The sequence below is a fragment of the Streptomyces sp. NPDC051214 genome (assembly GCF_040682375.1).
Taxonomy (GTDB): Bacteria; Actinomycetota; Actinomycetes; order Streptomycetales; family Streptomycetaceae; genus Streptomyces.
This window is the reverse complement of record NZ_JBFBAT010000009.1, coordinates 345,359-359,324: the sequence shown is the minus strand read 5'-3', so window position 1 is coordinate 359,324 and position 13,966 is coordinate 345,359. Positions and strand designations below refer to the sequence as shown.

Annotated in this window: 13 protein-coding genes; 3 read left to right on the top strand and 10 right to left on the bottom strand. The window is 69.5% G+C overall.

Going from position 1 to position 13,966, the window contains the following annotated elements; translation table 11 throughout:
* Nucleotides 1-7: 7 nt before the first annotated feature.
* The 4 genes from AB0M70_RS25290 to AB0M70_RS25275 all read right to left on the bottom strand — a co-directional run bounded on the left by AB0M70_RS25290 (nt 8) and on the right by AB0M70_RS25275 (nt 3,115).
* A complete protein-coding gene (locus AB0M70_RS25290; RefSeq protein WP_365822999.1) occupies nt 8-571 on the bottom strand; it encodes a flavoprotein in 564 nt (187 codons plus the stop codon).
* Nucleotides 568-1,803: a helix-turn-helix domain-containing protein gene (locus tag AB0M70_RS25285; protein ID WP_365822997.1), complete on the bottom strand. Its 1,236-nt coding sequence runs from the start codon at nt 1,801-1,803 to the stop codon at nt 568-570. The genes AB0M70_RS25290 and AB0M70_RS25285 overlap by 4 nt, the downstream gene beginning before the upstream one ends.
* A 215-nt stretch (nt 1,804-2,018) precedes the next feature.
* Nucleotides 2,019-2,696 carry a hypothetical protein gene (locus AB0M70_RS25280; RefSeq protein WP_365822995.1) on the bottom strand — a complete coding sequence of 226 codons (678 nt, stop codon included), beginning with the start codon at nt 2,694-2,696 and terminating at the stop codon, nt 2,019-2,021.
* Nucleotides 2,693-3,115 (bottom strand): RusA family crossover junction endodeoxyribonuclease, encoded by a 423-nt coding sequence (locus AB0M70_RS25275; RefSeq protein ID WP_365822993.1) that lies wholly within the window; start codon nt 3,113-3,115, stop codon nt 2,693-2,695. Before AB0M70_RS25275 ends, AB0M70_RS25280 begins: the two co-directional genes overlap by 4 nt.
* Nucleotides 3,116-3,410: 295 nt before the next feature.
* Here AB0M70_RS25275 and AB0M70_RS25270 point away from each other — a divergent pair, with 295 nt between their 5' ends.
* Complete coding sequence (locus AB0M70_RS25270) at nt 3,411-3,512, top strand: glutamine synthetase (protein WP_361045806.1); 102 nt, start codon at nt 3,411-3,413, stop codon at nt 3,510-3,512.
* Between the two features lie 94 nt (nt 3,513-3,606).
* Here AB0M70_RS25270 and AB0M70_RS25265 read toward each other — a convergent pair whose 3' ends face one another.
* The 3 genes from AB0M70_RS25265 to AB0M70_RS25255 are packed head-to-tail and all read right to left on the bottom strand — an operon-like array spanning nt 3,607 to nt 5,059.
* Nucleotides 3,607-4,041, bottom strand: a complete 435-nt coding sequence (locus tag AB0M70_RS25265) for a VOC family protein (RefSeq protein WP_365822991.1) — start codon at nt 4,039-4,041, stop codon at nt 3,607-3,609.
* A gap of 54 nt (nt 4,042-4,095) precedes the next feature.
* Nucleotides 4,096-4,527 (bottom strand): VOC family protein, encoded by a 432-nt coding sequence (locus tag AB0M70_RS25260; RefSeq protein WP_365822989.1) that lies wholly within the window; start codon nt 4,525-4,527, stop codon nt 4,096-4,098.
* A 19-nt stretch (nt 4,528-4,546) separates the two neighbouring features.
* On the bottom strand, nt 4,547-5,059 hold the full coding sequence (locus AB0M70_RS25255) for a pyridoxamine 5'-phosphate oxidase family protein (RefSeq protein WP_365822987.1): 513 nt from the start codon (nt 5,057-5,059) through the stop codon (nt 4,547-4,549).
* Nucleotides 5,060-5,177: 118 nt separating this feature from the next.
* Here AB0M70_RS25255 and AB0M70_RS25250 point away from each other — a divergent pair, with 118 nt between their 5' ends.
* Nucleotides 5,178-8,189 carry a bifunctional [glutamine synthetase] adenylyltransferase/[glutamine synthetase]-adenylyl-L-tyrosine phosphorylase gene (locus tag AB0M70_RS25250; RefSeq protein ID WP_365822985.1) on the top strand — a complete coding sequence of 1,004 codons (3,012 nt, stop codon included), beginning with the start codon at nt 5,178-5,180 and terminating at the stop codon, nt 8,187-8,189.
* Between the two features lie 9 nt (nt 8,190-8,198).
* Here the strand turns inward: AB0M70_RS25250 and AB0M70_RS25245 are convergent, their stop codons facing one another.
* The 3 genes from AB0M70_RS25245 to AB0M70_RS25235 all read right to left on the bottom strand — a co-directional run bounded on the left by AB0M70_RS25245 (nt 8,199) and on the right by AB0M70_RS25235 (nt 11,877).
* Complete coding sequence (locus tag AB0M70_RS25245) at nt 8,199-9,092, bottom strand: phosphatase PAP2 family protein (protein ID WP_365822983.1); 894 nt, start codon at nt 9,090-9,092, stop codon at nt 8,199-8,201.
* A 75-nt stretch (nt 9,093-9,167) separates the two neighbouring features.
* Nucleotides 9,168-10,202, bottom strand: a complete 1,035-nt coding sequence (locus tag AB0M70_RS25240) for a LacI family DNA-binding transcriptional regulator (RefSeq protein ID WP_365822981.1) — start codon at nt 10,200-10,202, stop codon at nt 9,168-9,170.
* A gap of 25 nt (nt 10,203-10,227) precedes the next feature.
* Nucleotides 10,228-11,877, bottom strand: coding sequence for a glycoside hydrolase family 13 protein (locus tag AB0M70_RS25235; protein ID WP_365822979.1), 1,650 nt, complete (start codon nt 11,875-11,877; stop codon nt 10,228-10,230).
* 428 nt (nt 11,878-12,305) lie between these two features.
* Between AB0M70_RS25235 and AB0M70_RS25230 the strand changes: the two genes are divergently transcribed.
* Nucleotides 12,306-13,931 (top strand): fused response regulator/phosphatase, encoded by a 1,626-nt coding sequence (locus tag AB0M70_RS25230; RefSeq protein WP_365822977.1) that lies wholly within the window; start codon nt 12,306-12,308, stop codon nt 13,929-13,931.
* The last annotated feature ends 35 nt before the right edge of the window (nt 13,932-13,966 follow it).

The window sequence follows — 13,966 nt, the reverse complement described above, 5'->3', positions numbered from 1 at the left end:
CGGTTCGTCAGTGGAATACTTCGTCCACGGCATCCAGTACCGCAACCCATGGAAGTTCCCGCCCTGGCGGCGCGTCACGGGGCTCGTACAGCGGCCATACGTCCGGCCCGTAGACCAGCCGGACACCGGCTTCCCGCAGAGCTTCGATGTGGCGCTGCCACGCCGGGTGACGAGCGTGCGCGGCGTTAACGCGGGGGAAGACGACGACCGGCAAGCCGATAGTCCCGATGGCTTCGCCCACCTGTGTCAGAGCCTGGTTGTCCATGAGGCCGGTCGCGAGCTTCGCGACCATGTTGGCCGACGCTGGAGCCACGACGTAGCAGTCAACGGCCGGGTGCGGTCGGGCGTCGCCAGGGAGGCGCGGTTCGTCACGGACGGGTAGGCCGGTCAGCTTCTCCAACCGGTCGGCCTCGCCGTTCATCCGAAGCCAGATTCCCGCTGTCGGCGTCAGCGTCACGGCCGCCTGCCACCCACGTTCCATCGCGGGCTCGACCAGGCCGGTGCGGAGCGACTCCACCCCGCCGGCCGCTGAACCGACGACTCCCAGTACCCCGCGCTTGCTCGAACTCACTGCACCGCCCTGCACCGTTGGGCCATCACGAATACCTCGGACGAGCGCGATCCGCCGCTCACGGGCGACTGTTTGACCAGGTCCCGTAGCGTCTCGCGCACCCTGGGATTGTTGCGTACGAGCTGCGGTGCCGTGCGTTCGGCGGTACGCAGCTCAGAGAACGCCTCATCACCGTGTCCGGCGAGCGAGAGCGCGCGGCTGTAGTCGATGCGGTGCGAGACGCTGCGCTCCTGCGGCATGTGGTCGACGTCGATCCGTCCGTTCTCCACCACGTACGACACGTTGTCCAGGTCAAGCTCGATCGAAAGCCGGTGGAGGATCACGTTCGTGGGACCGAAGCCGGTTTGCCAGTAGTTCTCGTCTGAACCGAGATCGTCAGCGAGTTCCTCGGCCCGGTCTAGCAGGCGGGTCGCGGTCGGGCGGTCCTGGTGCCGAGCAGCCGCGACGGCGGCCCTTAGGTGGATCATCCCGAGCAAGCTCAACGCAGACGGATCGCTCTCCGCTACCTGGGAGGCCAACCACGTCGCCGTAGTGTTGCCCAGCTCCATCGCAGCTTCGTACCGACCGTTGGCGAGCAGCGCGTGCGTACCGGACCGAGCGGCTGAGGTGAGGACCAGGGGATCGTCGGACTCGTCCGCGGCACGCATCGCCCGCTCAGCGGCCAACCACGAGACGTCAGACTCTCCGACCTTCGCGAGCGTCGTGGCCGCGAGATGATGCGTGCGGGCAGAGACCGCCCAGCAGTCGCGGCGGTCCTCGCCCCGGCGCCCCGCACGGTCCTCTAGCTCCTGCGCCGTCTGGAGGAGCGCCGGAAGGGCCGCGATCACGCTGCCGAGCCGTCCGCCCTGGTAGTCGTTCCAAGCCTGCTCCACACGGACCGCCACCGGGGCAGGAGTAGGGAGCTGAACGTCTGCTTCGGGGCCGAAGAGTAGCCGCGAGAGCCGCCGAGGGCTCATGAGCGCGTCTCGTACGGCCGGTACGTCGTCCTGGTGCTTCTCGTCTTCGACCAGAAGGGTCTGGCCGAGCAGGTCGCCAAGCGGCACACGCAGGACGCGCGCCAGTTCCGCGAGCTTGTCGATTCGCGGCGGCTTCCTACGGCCGCTCTCTGCTTTCGCGAGCCAGTCAGTGCTGTGGCCGACCAGTCCGGCCAGCACCTCTTGCGTGTAGCCGCGACGCTTCCGGTAGAACGCGATTCGTTGGCCGATGCTGAGGTGATCTCCAAGGCCACGCATGGGGTGCTGCCTCCTGCTGCTGGTAGGGGCGTCCTTCACGTTACAGAGCCAGTCAGACGGCCGATAGGTGCTCTCGCCGTCTCGCTACGAGCTTGATGGACCCAAAGGGAAGAGACCCGGACAGATTGTCCGGGTCTCTTGCGTAAGCCAGGGGAAGTGATTCCTCTCAGTCTTCAATGGAAGTGCTGAAAGGCATCTTCAGTGGCGTGATGCAGTCACGTGAGGTGCCTACCTTCTAGCCGTCCGTTGGCGGACTCCTCGTACACGTCCTCTGTCAACTCTGCGATCCGATGAATAGTGGCAGCGTCGACTTGTTTCGCTACTGATAGGCCGTGAACAATCTCGTTCCTGATCCTATTGAGTTCTCGGATCTCACGGTAAGTGGCCTCCGATAGGAGTCCCTCGGAAACGAGTCGTTCTGCCATCTGTCGAACGCTCTGAGGGCGCCTGTTTTCCTCACCCTGGAAGTGTTGGGCCAGTGTCCATTCCAGCCCGGAGAAGGCGAGAACAAATGCCGCTCGAAGTACTTCTTGGTTTCCTGAGGACTCTCCAAATTTTGCGAGGTCTGTTACCGTACGCAATCGCCGATCAATTTCATCCTTCCGTGCGAGAATGTCAGGCTGTGCGAGAACAATAACTTCCACATCCCAGCCCTCAATTCCCCGGAGTCTCGCGCGGATGCTGTTGATTCGGTCGATCTTCATTTGAGAGTCAGCAGATTTCTGCTGAACGATCTCAAAGATGACACCGCCCCCTGGACCTACGGCGATGGCGTCGAATTCCTCTATGCCGCGCTTAGCGAACCCAGCAGGAAGAAGCCCCTCTCCGGATGCGCTCGTATACATGGTCCACCCTGGAGGGAGCCTCTCTGCGCGCTCCCGCAGCGCGTTCATCGTGGCATCTTGCCAATCCATGGCAATTCCTCCTGTGGCATAGCCAGATTTACGGAAACGTAAACGAACGGGTCGCCATCGAATAGGTATGGAAGGATGATTGATGGTGGATTTCTTAACCCGGACCCTAGGACGTCTCTTCTGGACGCGGAGACATCTTGAATCTGTGCGTCATCCATCATAATCTCGGGATACATCCCATCGATTATTCGTTTCAGGATGTTGTCGATGTCGACATCCGTTGGGCCCACGTGAAAGTATGTTACTGAAGCGGCCAAGTCGCCCAAGAGTGGAAATCCATCCTCAGGTAGGTTCTCGATGGCGCATGTTCGCACCTTCTCGACCCAGCGCTGCTTTTTCTTGGAATCCTTGGAATTTACCGATAGAGGGATACCGGGAACTACGAACTCCCATGCCATTCGATCGATGTCCCGTCCCTAGCTCTACGTCTGGCACCTCGGAGTCACCCTACGGGTGAATGCTGACCGAGGCGATAGCGCAACTGATGATCCCAGGGAGCCCTGCCGGGCTGGTGTGCAGCAGCCCCGGCGAGTGAGGGGGAGGGGCGGCCAAGCGCGGGTCGCTAGCGACAGGGAGTGGATACCTGGGCCGTCTGTGGGCCGTCGAAGGGCGGCCCACAGGGACCGGTGACGACCAACGTCGACCGTTAACTGCCTGCTCGTCAGGGGGCGACTGGGAACGACCCAGGCCGTCGTGAGGGTGCGCCAGTTCCTGCGCAACAAGAAGCAGGAGTGGGAGGAGTACAGGTCAGAGGTGACGGCCTTTGAGCTGCGGAAGAACCTGCCGGTGCTGTAGGGCGTCGCCCGAGAAGCCGCAGACGCGTTTGCGCAGTACTGGGCAAACGCGTCTGCGGCTCTTTCGTGGTTGCTCGCGCCGTTCCCCGCGCCCCTTACGGGGCAGCGACGATCGCCGCTCGCAGCGGCGTCTCCGCTCGTACCCGGTACTCCTGGATCGCCCAGCCATTGCCGTCCGGGTCCTTGAAGTACATGAACGTGCCGCCGTCCTGCGGCGCGTGGGCGACCGGTTCCGAGATGTCCAGGCCGCGTGCGGTCAGCTCGGCGTGCGCCGCCTTCGCGTCGGCGACGCACAGCTGGAGGCCCTGGTAGGAGCCGGGGGCCGGGGTCGGGCCGTCCATCGTGTCCCAGAGGGTGTCGGCGAGCGCGATGGAACAACCGGAACCCGGTGGGGTCAGCTGGACGATGCGCATGCCCGGCATGACCTCCTGGTCGATGTCCACGTGGAAGCCGAGCTTGTCGCGGTAGAACTCCTTGGCCCGGTCGACGTCACTGACGGGGAGCGGGATCACCTCGAGTGTGTATTCCATGGGCCGAGTACATCAGGGCCACGGGCCCCTGTCAGCGCTCCGCCACACCCCGTGTCACCGCTCTGAAAGCGGAGTTGGGGCCTCCTGCACGGACCAGCCGTTGCCGTCCGGATCCCGGAAGAAACAGAAGCCGTTCCAGGTGCCTCCCGTCCCCTCCGCCCAGCCTTCGGGACCCAGGTGCAGGACCGGCGTGACGTCCACGCCGCGCTCCGCGAGCTCGGCCCGCGCGGCCACGATGTCCGTGACGCACAGCTGCAGGCCGTGCAGCGAACCCGGTGTCATCTGCGAGGCCCCGGGAGCCGGCGGCATGCCGGTCGTCATGGCGAACGAGCAGCGTGAGCCGGGCGGGGTGAACTGCATGACGCGCACGCCCGGGGCGACCGTGCTGTCCAGGTCCGCCTTGAAGCCGCACTTGTGCTCGTAGAAGTCCTTGGCGCGGTCCATGTCGGTGACAGGGACGAGCACCACTTCGAGTGTCCAGTCCATCAGATGGCCCCCTCGTGGGTCATGTGAAGCTCCAGCGCGTCTGGCTGAACGGTTCGCCCTTGCCGAAGCCGAAAGCGGTACGGGGGGCCACCTCGAAGACGTACGCGTGGCCCGGCCCGTGGTGGAAGCAGCCGTCCCGCACCTCGTAGTGCCAGAAGCTGCCGTACTTGTCCTCCCAGGCCGTCGCGAGGCGCCGCAGCCGCTCCTCGTCGGTGATGCGGACCGCGGCCCCCTCGACGACCAGGTCGAAGCCCTTGTCCCAGAGGTTGACGCCCGTGGTCAGGACGGTCTCGGGGTTGGCCGCGAGGTTCCGTGCCTTGCGCTCCTCGGGACCCGTGCAGAAGTGCAGGGCGCCGTCCAGCCAGACCGTGGGCAGCGGGGTGACGTGCGGGCGCCCGTCAGGGCGTACGGTCGAGATCCAGAAGAGCTCGGCCGCCCTGAGCTGCCGCACGGCGTCGGACCACGGGGTCGCCGCGGCCCCGGCACTGCTGTACCGGGAATCCAGCTCCGTACGGGGTTCCTTGCTCGGCATGGTCCGCCTCCCTGACGCCGCCACCAATGCTTCCGTCCAAGTACGGACTCCGCACGCGGGCAGAACTCATCGGTCAGGCCGTAGGCTCGGGCCAGGATGATCGAACGGAGGCGCGGGGATGACGGTGCCGCAAGGGCGCAGGAGCAGTACGTTCACGCGGCTGCTGCGGCATGGCTTCACCGATCCGTCCGCGGCCGAGCGGCTGCTCGGCGCCCCCGAGCTGTCGGCGGTGCGGACCGACCCGGTGCTCCTGGACGCCCTGGGCGCCGCCGCCGACCCCGACCTGGCGCTCCTCGGCCTCGTACGCCTGGTCGAGGGCCAGCCCGACGACACCAGCCGCCAGGAGCTGCTCGACACCCTGGTCAGCGCCAAGCCGCTGCGTGACCGGCTGCTCGGCGTGCTCGGCGCCTCCGAGGCCCTCGCCGACCACCTGGCCCGCCACCCCAGCGACTGGCAGGCCCTGGTCACCTACGAACTGGCCGATTTGCATCCCGGCGTCGAGGAGTTCGAGCGCGGTCTCGCCGACGCCACCGACCCGGTGTCGCTGCGCGTGTCCTACCGCCGCTGCCTGCTCGCCATAGCGGCCCGTGACGTCTGCGGCACCACCGACCTGCCCGAGGCGGCCGCCGAGCTCGCGGACCTGGCGACGGCGACCCTGCGCGCCGCGCTCGCCATGGCCGAGCAGGCGGCCCCCGAGGACGCCGCGCTGTGCAGGCTCGCGGTCATCGCGATGGGCAAGTGCGGTGGCCACGAGCTGAATTACGTGTCGGACGTCGACGTCATCTTCGTCGGCGAGCCCGCGGAGGGCCCGGGTGGCGTGGAAGCCGCCGATGAGGCCAAGGCGCTGCAGGCCGCCACCCGGCTCGCCTCGCACATGATGCGGATCTGCTCGGAGACGACGGTCGAGGGCACCATCTGGCCGGTCGACGCCAACCTCCGCCCGGAGGGCCGCAACGGCCCCCTGGTGCGCACCCTCAGCAGCCACCTGGCCTACTACCAGCGCTGGGCCAAGACCTGGGAGTTCCAGGCGCTGCTCAAGGCCCGTCCGGTCGCCGGTGACCTGGCTCTCGGCGCGGAGTACGTCGAGAGCCTGGCGCCCCTGGTCTGGCACGCGGCCGAGCGCGACAACTTCGTGGCCGACGTGCAGAAGATGCGCCGCCGGGTCGTGGAGAACATCCCGGCGGGCGAGGTCGACCGTGAGCTCAAGCTGGGTCCCGGCGGGCTGCGGGACGTCGAATTCGCCGTACAGCTCCTGCAGTTGGTGCACGGCCGTGGTGACACCTCGATCCGCAGCGGCTCGACCCTGGTGGCCCTGGAGGCCCTCGCGGCCGGTGGCTACGTGGGGCGGGTGGACGCGGTCCAGCTCGACGACGCCTACCGCTTCCTGCGGTCCCTGGAGCACCGCATCCAGCTCTTCAAGCTGCGGCGCACCCATCTGATCCCGGAGGACGACGCGGACCTGCGGCGCATCGGCCGCTCCCTGGGCATGCGCACGGAGCCGATCACCGAGCTGAACCGCGCCTGGAAACGGCACACTTCGGTCGTGCGCCGCCTGCACGAGAAGCTGTTCTACCGCCCGCTCCTGGACGCCGTGGCCCAACTTGCCCCCGTAGAGACCAGGTTGAGCACGGAGGCCGCCCGCGAACGTCTCGTGGCCCTCGGCTACCACGACCCCGCGGCGGCCCTGCGCCACCTGGAGGCCCTGGCGTCGGGCGTCACCCGCAAGGCGGCCATCCAGCGGACCCTGCTCCCCGTCCTCCTCGGCTGGTTCGCGGACTCGGCGGACCCCGACGCGGGCCTCCTGAACTTCCGCAAGGTGTCGGACGCGCTCGGCAAGACCCCCTGGTATCTGCGGCTCCTGCGCGACGAGGGGGCGGCGGCCGAGAACCTGGCCCGCGTCCTGTCCGCGGGCCGCCTGGCCCCCGACCTGCTGATGCGCGCCCCCGAAGCGGTGGCCCTGCTCGGCGACCAGCGCGGCCTCGAACCGCGCGACCACGCCCACCTGGAGCAGGAGGTCCTGGCCGCGGTGGGCCGCGCGGACGGCGCCGAGCAGGCCGTGACGGCGGCGCGCGGCGTCCGGCGCCGCGAACTGTTCCGCACGACGGCGGCGGACATCATCGGTTCGTACGGCACGGAGGAGAGCCCCGTGGCGGCCGATCCCGGGGCCCTGCTCGACCGGGTGGGCGACGGGGTCTCCGACCTCACGGCGGCCACGATCGCGGGGACCTTGCGCGCGGTGGTCCGCGAGGGCTGGGGCGACACGCTGCCGGTGCGGTTCGCCGTGATGGGCATGGGCCGCTTCGGCGGCCACGAACTGGGCTACGGCTCGGACGCCGACGTCCTGTTCGTCCACGAGCCGCGCGAGGGCGTGGGGGACCACGAGGCGGCGAAGGCGGCCTCGCAGGTGGTCTCCGAGATGCGCAGGCTGCTCCAGCTCCCCAGCTCCGACCCGCCGTTGCTGATCGACGCGGATCTGCGCCCGGAGGGCAAGAGCGGCCCCCTGGTGCGGACCCTCGCCTCGTACGAGGCCTACTACCGCCGCTGGTCACTGGTCTGGGAGTCACAGGCGCTGCTGCGGGCCGAGCCGGTCGCGGGCGACGCCGATCTCAGCCGGGCCTTCATCGAGCTCATCGACCCGCTGCGCTATCCCGCGGAGGGCCTCGGCGACGACGCCGTACGCGAGATCCGCCGCCTGAAGGCCCGCATGGAGGCGGAGCGCATGCCGCGCGGCGCCGACCCCACCCTGCACACCAAGCTGGGCCGCGGCGGCCTCTCCGACGTCGAGTGGACCGTCCAGCTCATGCAGCTGACCCACGGTTGGGTCGAGCCGGGCCTGCGCACGACCCGCACCCGCCAGGCCCTCGCCGCTGCCTGCGCGGCCGAGCTGATCCCGACCGAGGAGGCGGCGATCCTGGACGAGGCATGGGTCCTGGCCGCCCGGGTGCGCAACGCGGTGATGCTGGTGCGCGGCCGGGCCGGGGACACGTTCCCCTCGGACGGGCGGGAACTGGCGGCGGTCGGCCGGTACCTGGGGTACGACCCCGGCCATGTGGGAGACATGCTCGACGACTACCGAAGGACCACCCGCCGGGCACGGGCCGTGATGGAGGAGAGGTTCTACGGGGCGTAGGAGGCCCGCTCAGGACTTGAAGCGGGCCTTGAGCCTGGCCGGCAGGAGCGGCGACCCGTCGTCGTCCCGCGGCGCCACCTCACGCGGCAGCCGGTGCGGCATCGCCCCGTACCACGCCCAGGCCACCGCGAGGCCGAAGGCCAGGCAGATCATGCCGCCCACCGCGTCCAGCCAGAAGTGGTTGGCGGTCGCCACGATCACGATCAGGGTCGCCGTGGGGTAGAGCAGGCCGAGGATCTTCGCCCAGGGCGCCGAGGCCAGGGCGAAGATCGTCAGGCCGCACCACAGGGACCAGCCGATGTGCATCGACGGCATCGCCGCGTACTGGTTCGACATGTGCTTGAGGTCGCCGGAGGCCATGGAACCCCAGGTCTGATGGACGAGCACCGTGTCGATGAAGTCCTGGCCGTTCATCAGGCGCGGGGGAGCCAGGGGATACAGGTAGTAACCGAGCAGGGCCACCGCCGTGGTCGCGAAGAGCACCGTGCGCGTGGCCGCGTAGCGTCCCGGATGACTGCGGAACAGCCAGACGAGGACACCGAGAGTGACCACGAAGTGCAGCGTCGCGTAGTAGTAGTTCATGCCGACGATGAGCCATGTCACCGAGTCCACCGCGTGGTTGACGCTCTGCTCCACGGCGATCCCGAGGTGCTGCTCCACCCGCCAGATCCAGTCGGCGTTGCTCAGGGCCTGTGACTTCTGTTCGGGCACCGCGTTGCGGACCAGGGAGTACGTCCAGTAACTGACCGCGATCAGCAGGATCTCGAACCAGAGCCGAGGGCGCCGGGGGGTGCGAAGACGGCGCAGGAAAGTCCGCCCCTTGCGGTCCTCCCGCTCGCCCGCGACGGGTGATGTGGTGGGCCGCTGCTGGCCTTCCAGTGTCGTCACAGTCATCTCACCCATAGGCACAGAGTCTGCCAGATACCGACCCTCCGACCGATCATCCCAAGGTCTGGTTCAGGCCGCATTCTCTACGCCCTACGGACGAGTGCGTCCCCGAGGGGCCGAGGCGGTTGAACCTCGAACGACCAGTTCCGGCATGAAGACGAATTCGCTGTGCGGGGCGGGAGTGCCGCCGATCTCCTCCAGGAGCGTACGCACGGCTGCCTGCCCCATCGAGGGGACGGGCTTGCGCACCGTGGTCAGGGGCGGATCGGTGAACGCGATCAGCGGGGAGTCGTCGAATCCCACCACCGAGATGTCGTCCGGGACCTCGAATCCGCGCTGCCGTGCCGTCCGTATCGCCCCCAGGGCCATCATGTCGCTCGCGCACACCACGGCCGTACAGCCGCGGTCGAGGAGGGCGGACGCCGCGGCCTGTCCGCCTTCCAGCGTGTACAGCGAGTGTTGGACCAGCTCCGTCTCGATCTCCTCGGGGGTCAGTGCCAGCTGGTCCTGCACCGTCCGTACGAAGCCCTCGATCTTGCGCTGTACCGGCACGAACCGCTTGGGGCCGAGGGCCAGTCCGATGCGTGTATGACCCAAGGAGACGAGGTGGGTGACCGCGAGGCGCATCGCCGCCCGGTCGTCCGGCGAGATGAAGGGTGCCTGCACCTTGGGGGAGAAGCCGTCCACGAGCACGAACGGGACGCCCTGCGCGCGCAGCTGCTCGTAGCGCTGTATGTCGGCGGAGGTGTCCGCGTGCAGGCCCGAGACGAAGATGATGCCGGAGACACCGCGGTCCACGAGCATCTCCGTCAGCTCGTCCTCCGTGGAACCGCCGGGCGTCTGGGTGGCGAGGACCGGCGTGAAGCCCTGCCGGGTCAGGGCCTGCCCGATGACCTGGGCGAGCGCGGGGAATATCGGGTTCTCCAGCTCCGGCGTGATCAGCCCGATCAGACCCGCGCTGCGTTGGCGAAGCCGCACCGGACGTTCGTAGCCGAGCACGTCGAGTGCGGCAAGCACTGACTGACGGGTGGCCCCGGCGACGCCGGGCTTGCCGTTGAGCACCCGGCTGACCGTCGCCTCGCTGACCCCCGCCTGCGCTGCGATGTCGGCCAGTCGCGCGGTCACAGGATTGGACTGTACCGGTCACATCTCAGGCTGCCCACCAGACCGTTGAATCCGCGGGCAGGATCGTCACGTCGGCGCCGGGGGCCGCGTCCGTGCTCGACAGGAGCAGGGTGCCGGGGGTGGGGACGGTGACGGGAGCGGCCGTGAGGTTCACCGTGCAGACCACCGCACCGCGCGACGACGTACGGCGGAAGGACAGGACACCCTCGGGGGATTCGAGCCACTCCACGTCGCGGCCCGCGCCGAGCGCCGGGTGCTCGCGGCGCACGGCGAGCGCACGGCGGTAGAACTCCAGGGTCGAGGCGGGGTCGCCCTCCTGTGCCTCGACCGAGAGGTCCTTCCAGCTCGCGGGCTGCGGCAGCCAGCTCGGGCCGCCCTCGACGGGACCGAAGCCGAACGGCGCGCGCTCCCCGGACCAGGGCAGCGGCACCCGGCAGCCGTCCCGCGTCCCGTCCTGCCCCGTGCTGCGGAAGAACGCCGGGTCCTGGCGCACCTCGTCCGGCAGTTCGGTCACCTCGGGCAGACCGAGCTCCTCGCCCTGGTAGATGTACGCCGAGCCGGGCAGGGCCAGCATCAGGAGCGTGGCGGCCCTCGCCCGGCGCAGGCCCCGTGCCGCGTCGCCGTCCGCGAAGCGGGTGGAGTGGCGTACGACGTCGTGGTTGGACAGCACCCAGGTGGCGGGCGCCCCCACGGCGTTCATCGCGACGAGGGAGCGGTCGATGACGGAGCGCAGCGCGTCCGCGTCCCAACCGGTCGTCAGATACTCGAAGTTGAACGCCTGGTGCAGCTCACCCGGGCGCAGATACCGCGCGCTGCGCTCCACCGTCGGCGTCCACGCCTCGGCGACGGCGATCCGGTCGCCCGCGTACGCGTCGAGGATCCGCCGCCAGTCGCGGTAGATCTCGTGCACGCCGTCCTGGTCGAAGTAGGGGACGGCCTGCTTGCCGAGGAGCCGCACCTGCTGCTCGTGGCCGATGTCGGGCAGGCCCGCGGCCTTGACCAGGCCGTGCGCCACGTCGATGCGGAAACCGTCGATGCCGAGGTCGAGCCAGTAGCGCAGGATGGAGCGGAACTCGTCGCGCACCGCCGGATGGTCCCAGTTGAAGTCGGGCTGCTCGGGCGCGAAGAGGTGGAGGTACCACTCGCCGTCCGCGACCCGCGTCCAGGCGGGTCCGCCGAACACGGACTCCCAGTCGTTGGGCGGCAGTTGACCCTCGTCGCCCTTCCCGGGCCGGAAGTGGAAACGCTCGCGCAGCGAGGACGCCGGGCCCTCGCGCAGCGCCTGCCTGAACCACTCTTGCCGGTCCGAGCAGTGGTTGGGCACCAGGTCGACGATCACCCGCAGTCCGAGCGCGTGCGCCTCCCGCACGAGGTCGTCGGCGTCCGGCAGGGCGCCGAACATGGGGTCCACCGCGCGGTAGTCGGCCACGTCGTACCCCGCGTCGGCCTGTGGCGACGCGTAGAAGGGGGAGAGCCAGACGGCGTCCACGCCGAGCCGGTGCAGGTGGGGGAGGCGGGCCGTGACGCCCGGCAGGTCGCCCATGCCGTCGCCGTTCCCGTCGGCGAAGCTGCGCGGATACACCTGGTAGATGACGGCATCGCGCCACCACTCGTGGCGCGCGGAGCCGTCGGCCGAGGCGTCTGCGGGAAGGGCGGCGGTGACGTGCTGGGTCATGAAGTCCTCGGGTGTACGGGGGCGGGCGGCGCTTTGTTGAACGCCGTGCGGAAGGCGAAGGTCACGAGGAAGTCCTCCTCACCCATGGTGCGCTGTCCGGGCGGCACGCGGATCGTCCCGTCGGGGAGGCGCAGGGCCGCTACCGCGAACTGCTGAGGGCGCGTGCGACCGGCCTTGCCATCGGCCTCCGCACGACGCGGGACGCACGGTGGACGCCGGCACGCCTTCCCGCAGGCAGAAGCCAGAAAGTCTACTGTCAGGCAAGCCGCGCGTGCGGCCGGATCGTCCACCTCCACCGGTCCGGGTCGTACTGCGGCCGTCTGCTCCCGGCGTGCCCGGCGGCGCGCTAACTTGATGAGGCAGGCACGAGTCGGCCTGCGCCGTTTTGCGCCGAGGGGCTGTCCCGCGTGAGCGTCAAGGGCAAGGCAGTGAACACAGTCAGCACGGTCCTGGTGGTCGACGACGCACCCGCCAGCAGGTACGCGCTGAGTGCTGTCCTGCGCCGGGACGGCCACCGCGTCCTGCTCGCCGCGAGCGCGAGCGAGGCGCTGATCGAGCTCGACGTGCGGTTGCGGGCCGGGGACCTGCCGGACGTCGCGCTCGTCGACGTCGGCCTGCCCGACATGAGCGGCTACGAACTGTGCCGCCGCATCAAGCAGTTGCCGCCCATCGCGAGCCTGCCCGTCGTCCACTTCTCGGCGGCGTCCCGCCCGCCGGCCGACCGGTGCCGGGGGCTCGACGCGGGCGGCGAGTCCTATCTGACGGTGCCGGCCGAACCCGAGGAGATCCAGGCGGTCGTACGGGCCGCCGCGCGCGGTGCCCGCTCCCGCAGCGACGCCCATCTGAGGGCCGGGCGCCTGACCTTGCTCGCCGGGGCGATCCTGGCCGTGCAGTCCGCCCGCTGCCTGGGCGAGCTGGCGGACGCGGCGGCCACGGGCACGGAGCGGCTGACCGAAAGCCCCGCCACGGTCTTCGTGCTCGGCGAGGGCGGTGACGTCCACCGGGGGCTCTCCCGGCGCAGAGCCGCCGCCCCGCTGCCGGACCCCGGGGCGCACGAGGCGGTGGCACGGCTGATGCGGCGCGTCATGTCGGGGCGTACGGGCGTGCGCCACACGGTCGTGCCGGCTCCGCTGTGGCCGGCGGGCTTCTTCCGCTCGGTGGGGGGCGTCGGGCAGTGGGGCGACGGGGTGCCGGAGGAGGCCTCCCTCGTCCTGGCCCGGCTGAGCGAGGGGCGCACGCTGGTGTGCCTCGCGACGCCCTCGTACCGGGAAGGTCTCTCCGACGAGACGAAGCACCTGGTCGAACGGCTCGCCCACGCCACCGCGCTGGCCGCGGAACCCCTGGTGATGTACGAGGAGGAGCGCCACGTCGCGCTGACCCTCCAGCGCAGCTTCCTGCCGTCGAAGCTGCCGGAGCTGCCCGGCACGGATGTCGTCGTCCGCTATGAACCCGCCTCGCGCCAGGCGGAGATCGGCGGTGATTTCTACGCGGCGCTTCCGACGCCCGGCGGCGTCCTGACCGGCATCGGTGACGTCGTCGGACACTCGCTCGAAGCGGCCACCGTGATGGTCGAGATCCGGCACGCGCTGCGCGCCTACTGCGTCGAGGACCCCGACCCCGGGGCGCTCGCCGGACGCCTCGACCGGATGCTGCAGCACTACCACCCGGGCGTGACGGCCACCATGTGCCTGAGCCTGATCGAACCGGCCACCGGACGCGTCCGGATCGCCAACGCGGGGCACATCCCGCCGCTCGTGGTGCGAGACGAGGGCACGGCCGGGTACGTCGACGTGCGGGGGCCGCTGCTGGGCCTCGGCCTCGGCCGGCCGAAGACGACCGAGCTGGTCCTGCGACGGTCCGAGCGCCTGCTGATGGTCACCGACGGGCTCATCGAGACGCGGGGCATGGATCTCGCGGTGTCGATGGAGCAGTTGCGGATCGCGGCGGCGGGCGCGCCGCGGGGCGTCGCCGACCTCTGCGACACGCTCCTGGCGTGCTTCGGCCACGAACGCGAGGACGACATCGCCCTCCTCGCGCTGCGCAGGACGAATTAACCGCCGCAAGGATCTGTACCCGCGTGCCTACCCGT

Bases quoted from the DNA above. Each gene is read 5' to 3' on its own strand.
- AB0M70_RS25265 (WP_365822991.1), bottom strand. From the start codon at position 4,041: ATGGAATACACACTCGAGGTGATCCCGCTCCCCGTCAGTGACGTCGAC.
- AB0M70_RS25235 (WP_365822979.1), bottom strand. From the start codon at position 11,877: ATGACCCAGCACGTCACCGCCGCCCTTCCCGCAGACGCCTCGGCCGAC.
- AB0M70_RS25255 (WP_365822987.1), bottom strand. From the start codon at position 5,059: ATGCCGAGCAAGGAACCCCGTACGGAGCTGGATTCCCGGTACAGCAGT.
- AB0M70_RS25275 (WP_365822993.1), bottom strand. From the start codon at position 3,115: ATGGCATGGGAGTTCGTAGTTCCCGGTATCCCTCTATCGGTAAATTCC.
- AB0M70_RS25280 (WP_365822995.1), bottom strand. From the start codon at position 2,696: ATGAACGCGCTGCGGGAGCGCGCAGAGAGGCTCCCTCCAGGGTGGACC.
- AB0M70_RS25285 (WP_365822997.1), bottom strand. From the start codon at position 1,803: ATGCGTGGCCTTGGAGATCACCTCAGCATCGGCCAACGAATCGCGTTC.
- AB0M70_RS25245 (WP_365822983.1), bottom strand. From the start codon at position 9,092: ATGGGTGAGATGACTGTGACGACACTGGAAGGCCAGCAGCGGCCCACC.
- AB0M70_RS25250 (WP_365822985.1), top strand. From the start codon at position 5,178: ATGACGGTGCCGCAAGGGCGCAGGAGCAGTACGTTCACGCGGCTGCTG.
- AB0M70_RS25260 (WP_365822989.1), bottom strand. From the start codon at position 4,527: ATGGACTGGACACTCGAAGTGGTGCTCGTCCCTGTCACCGACATGGAC.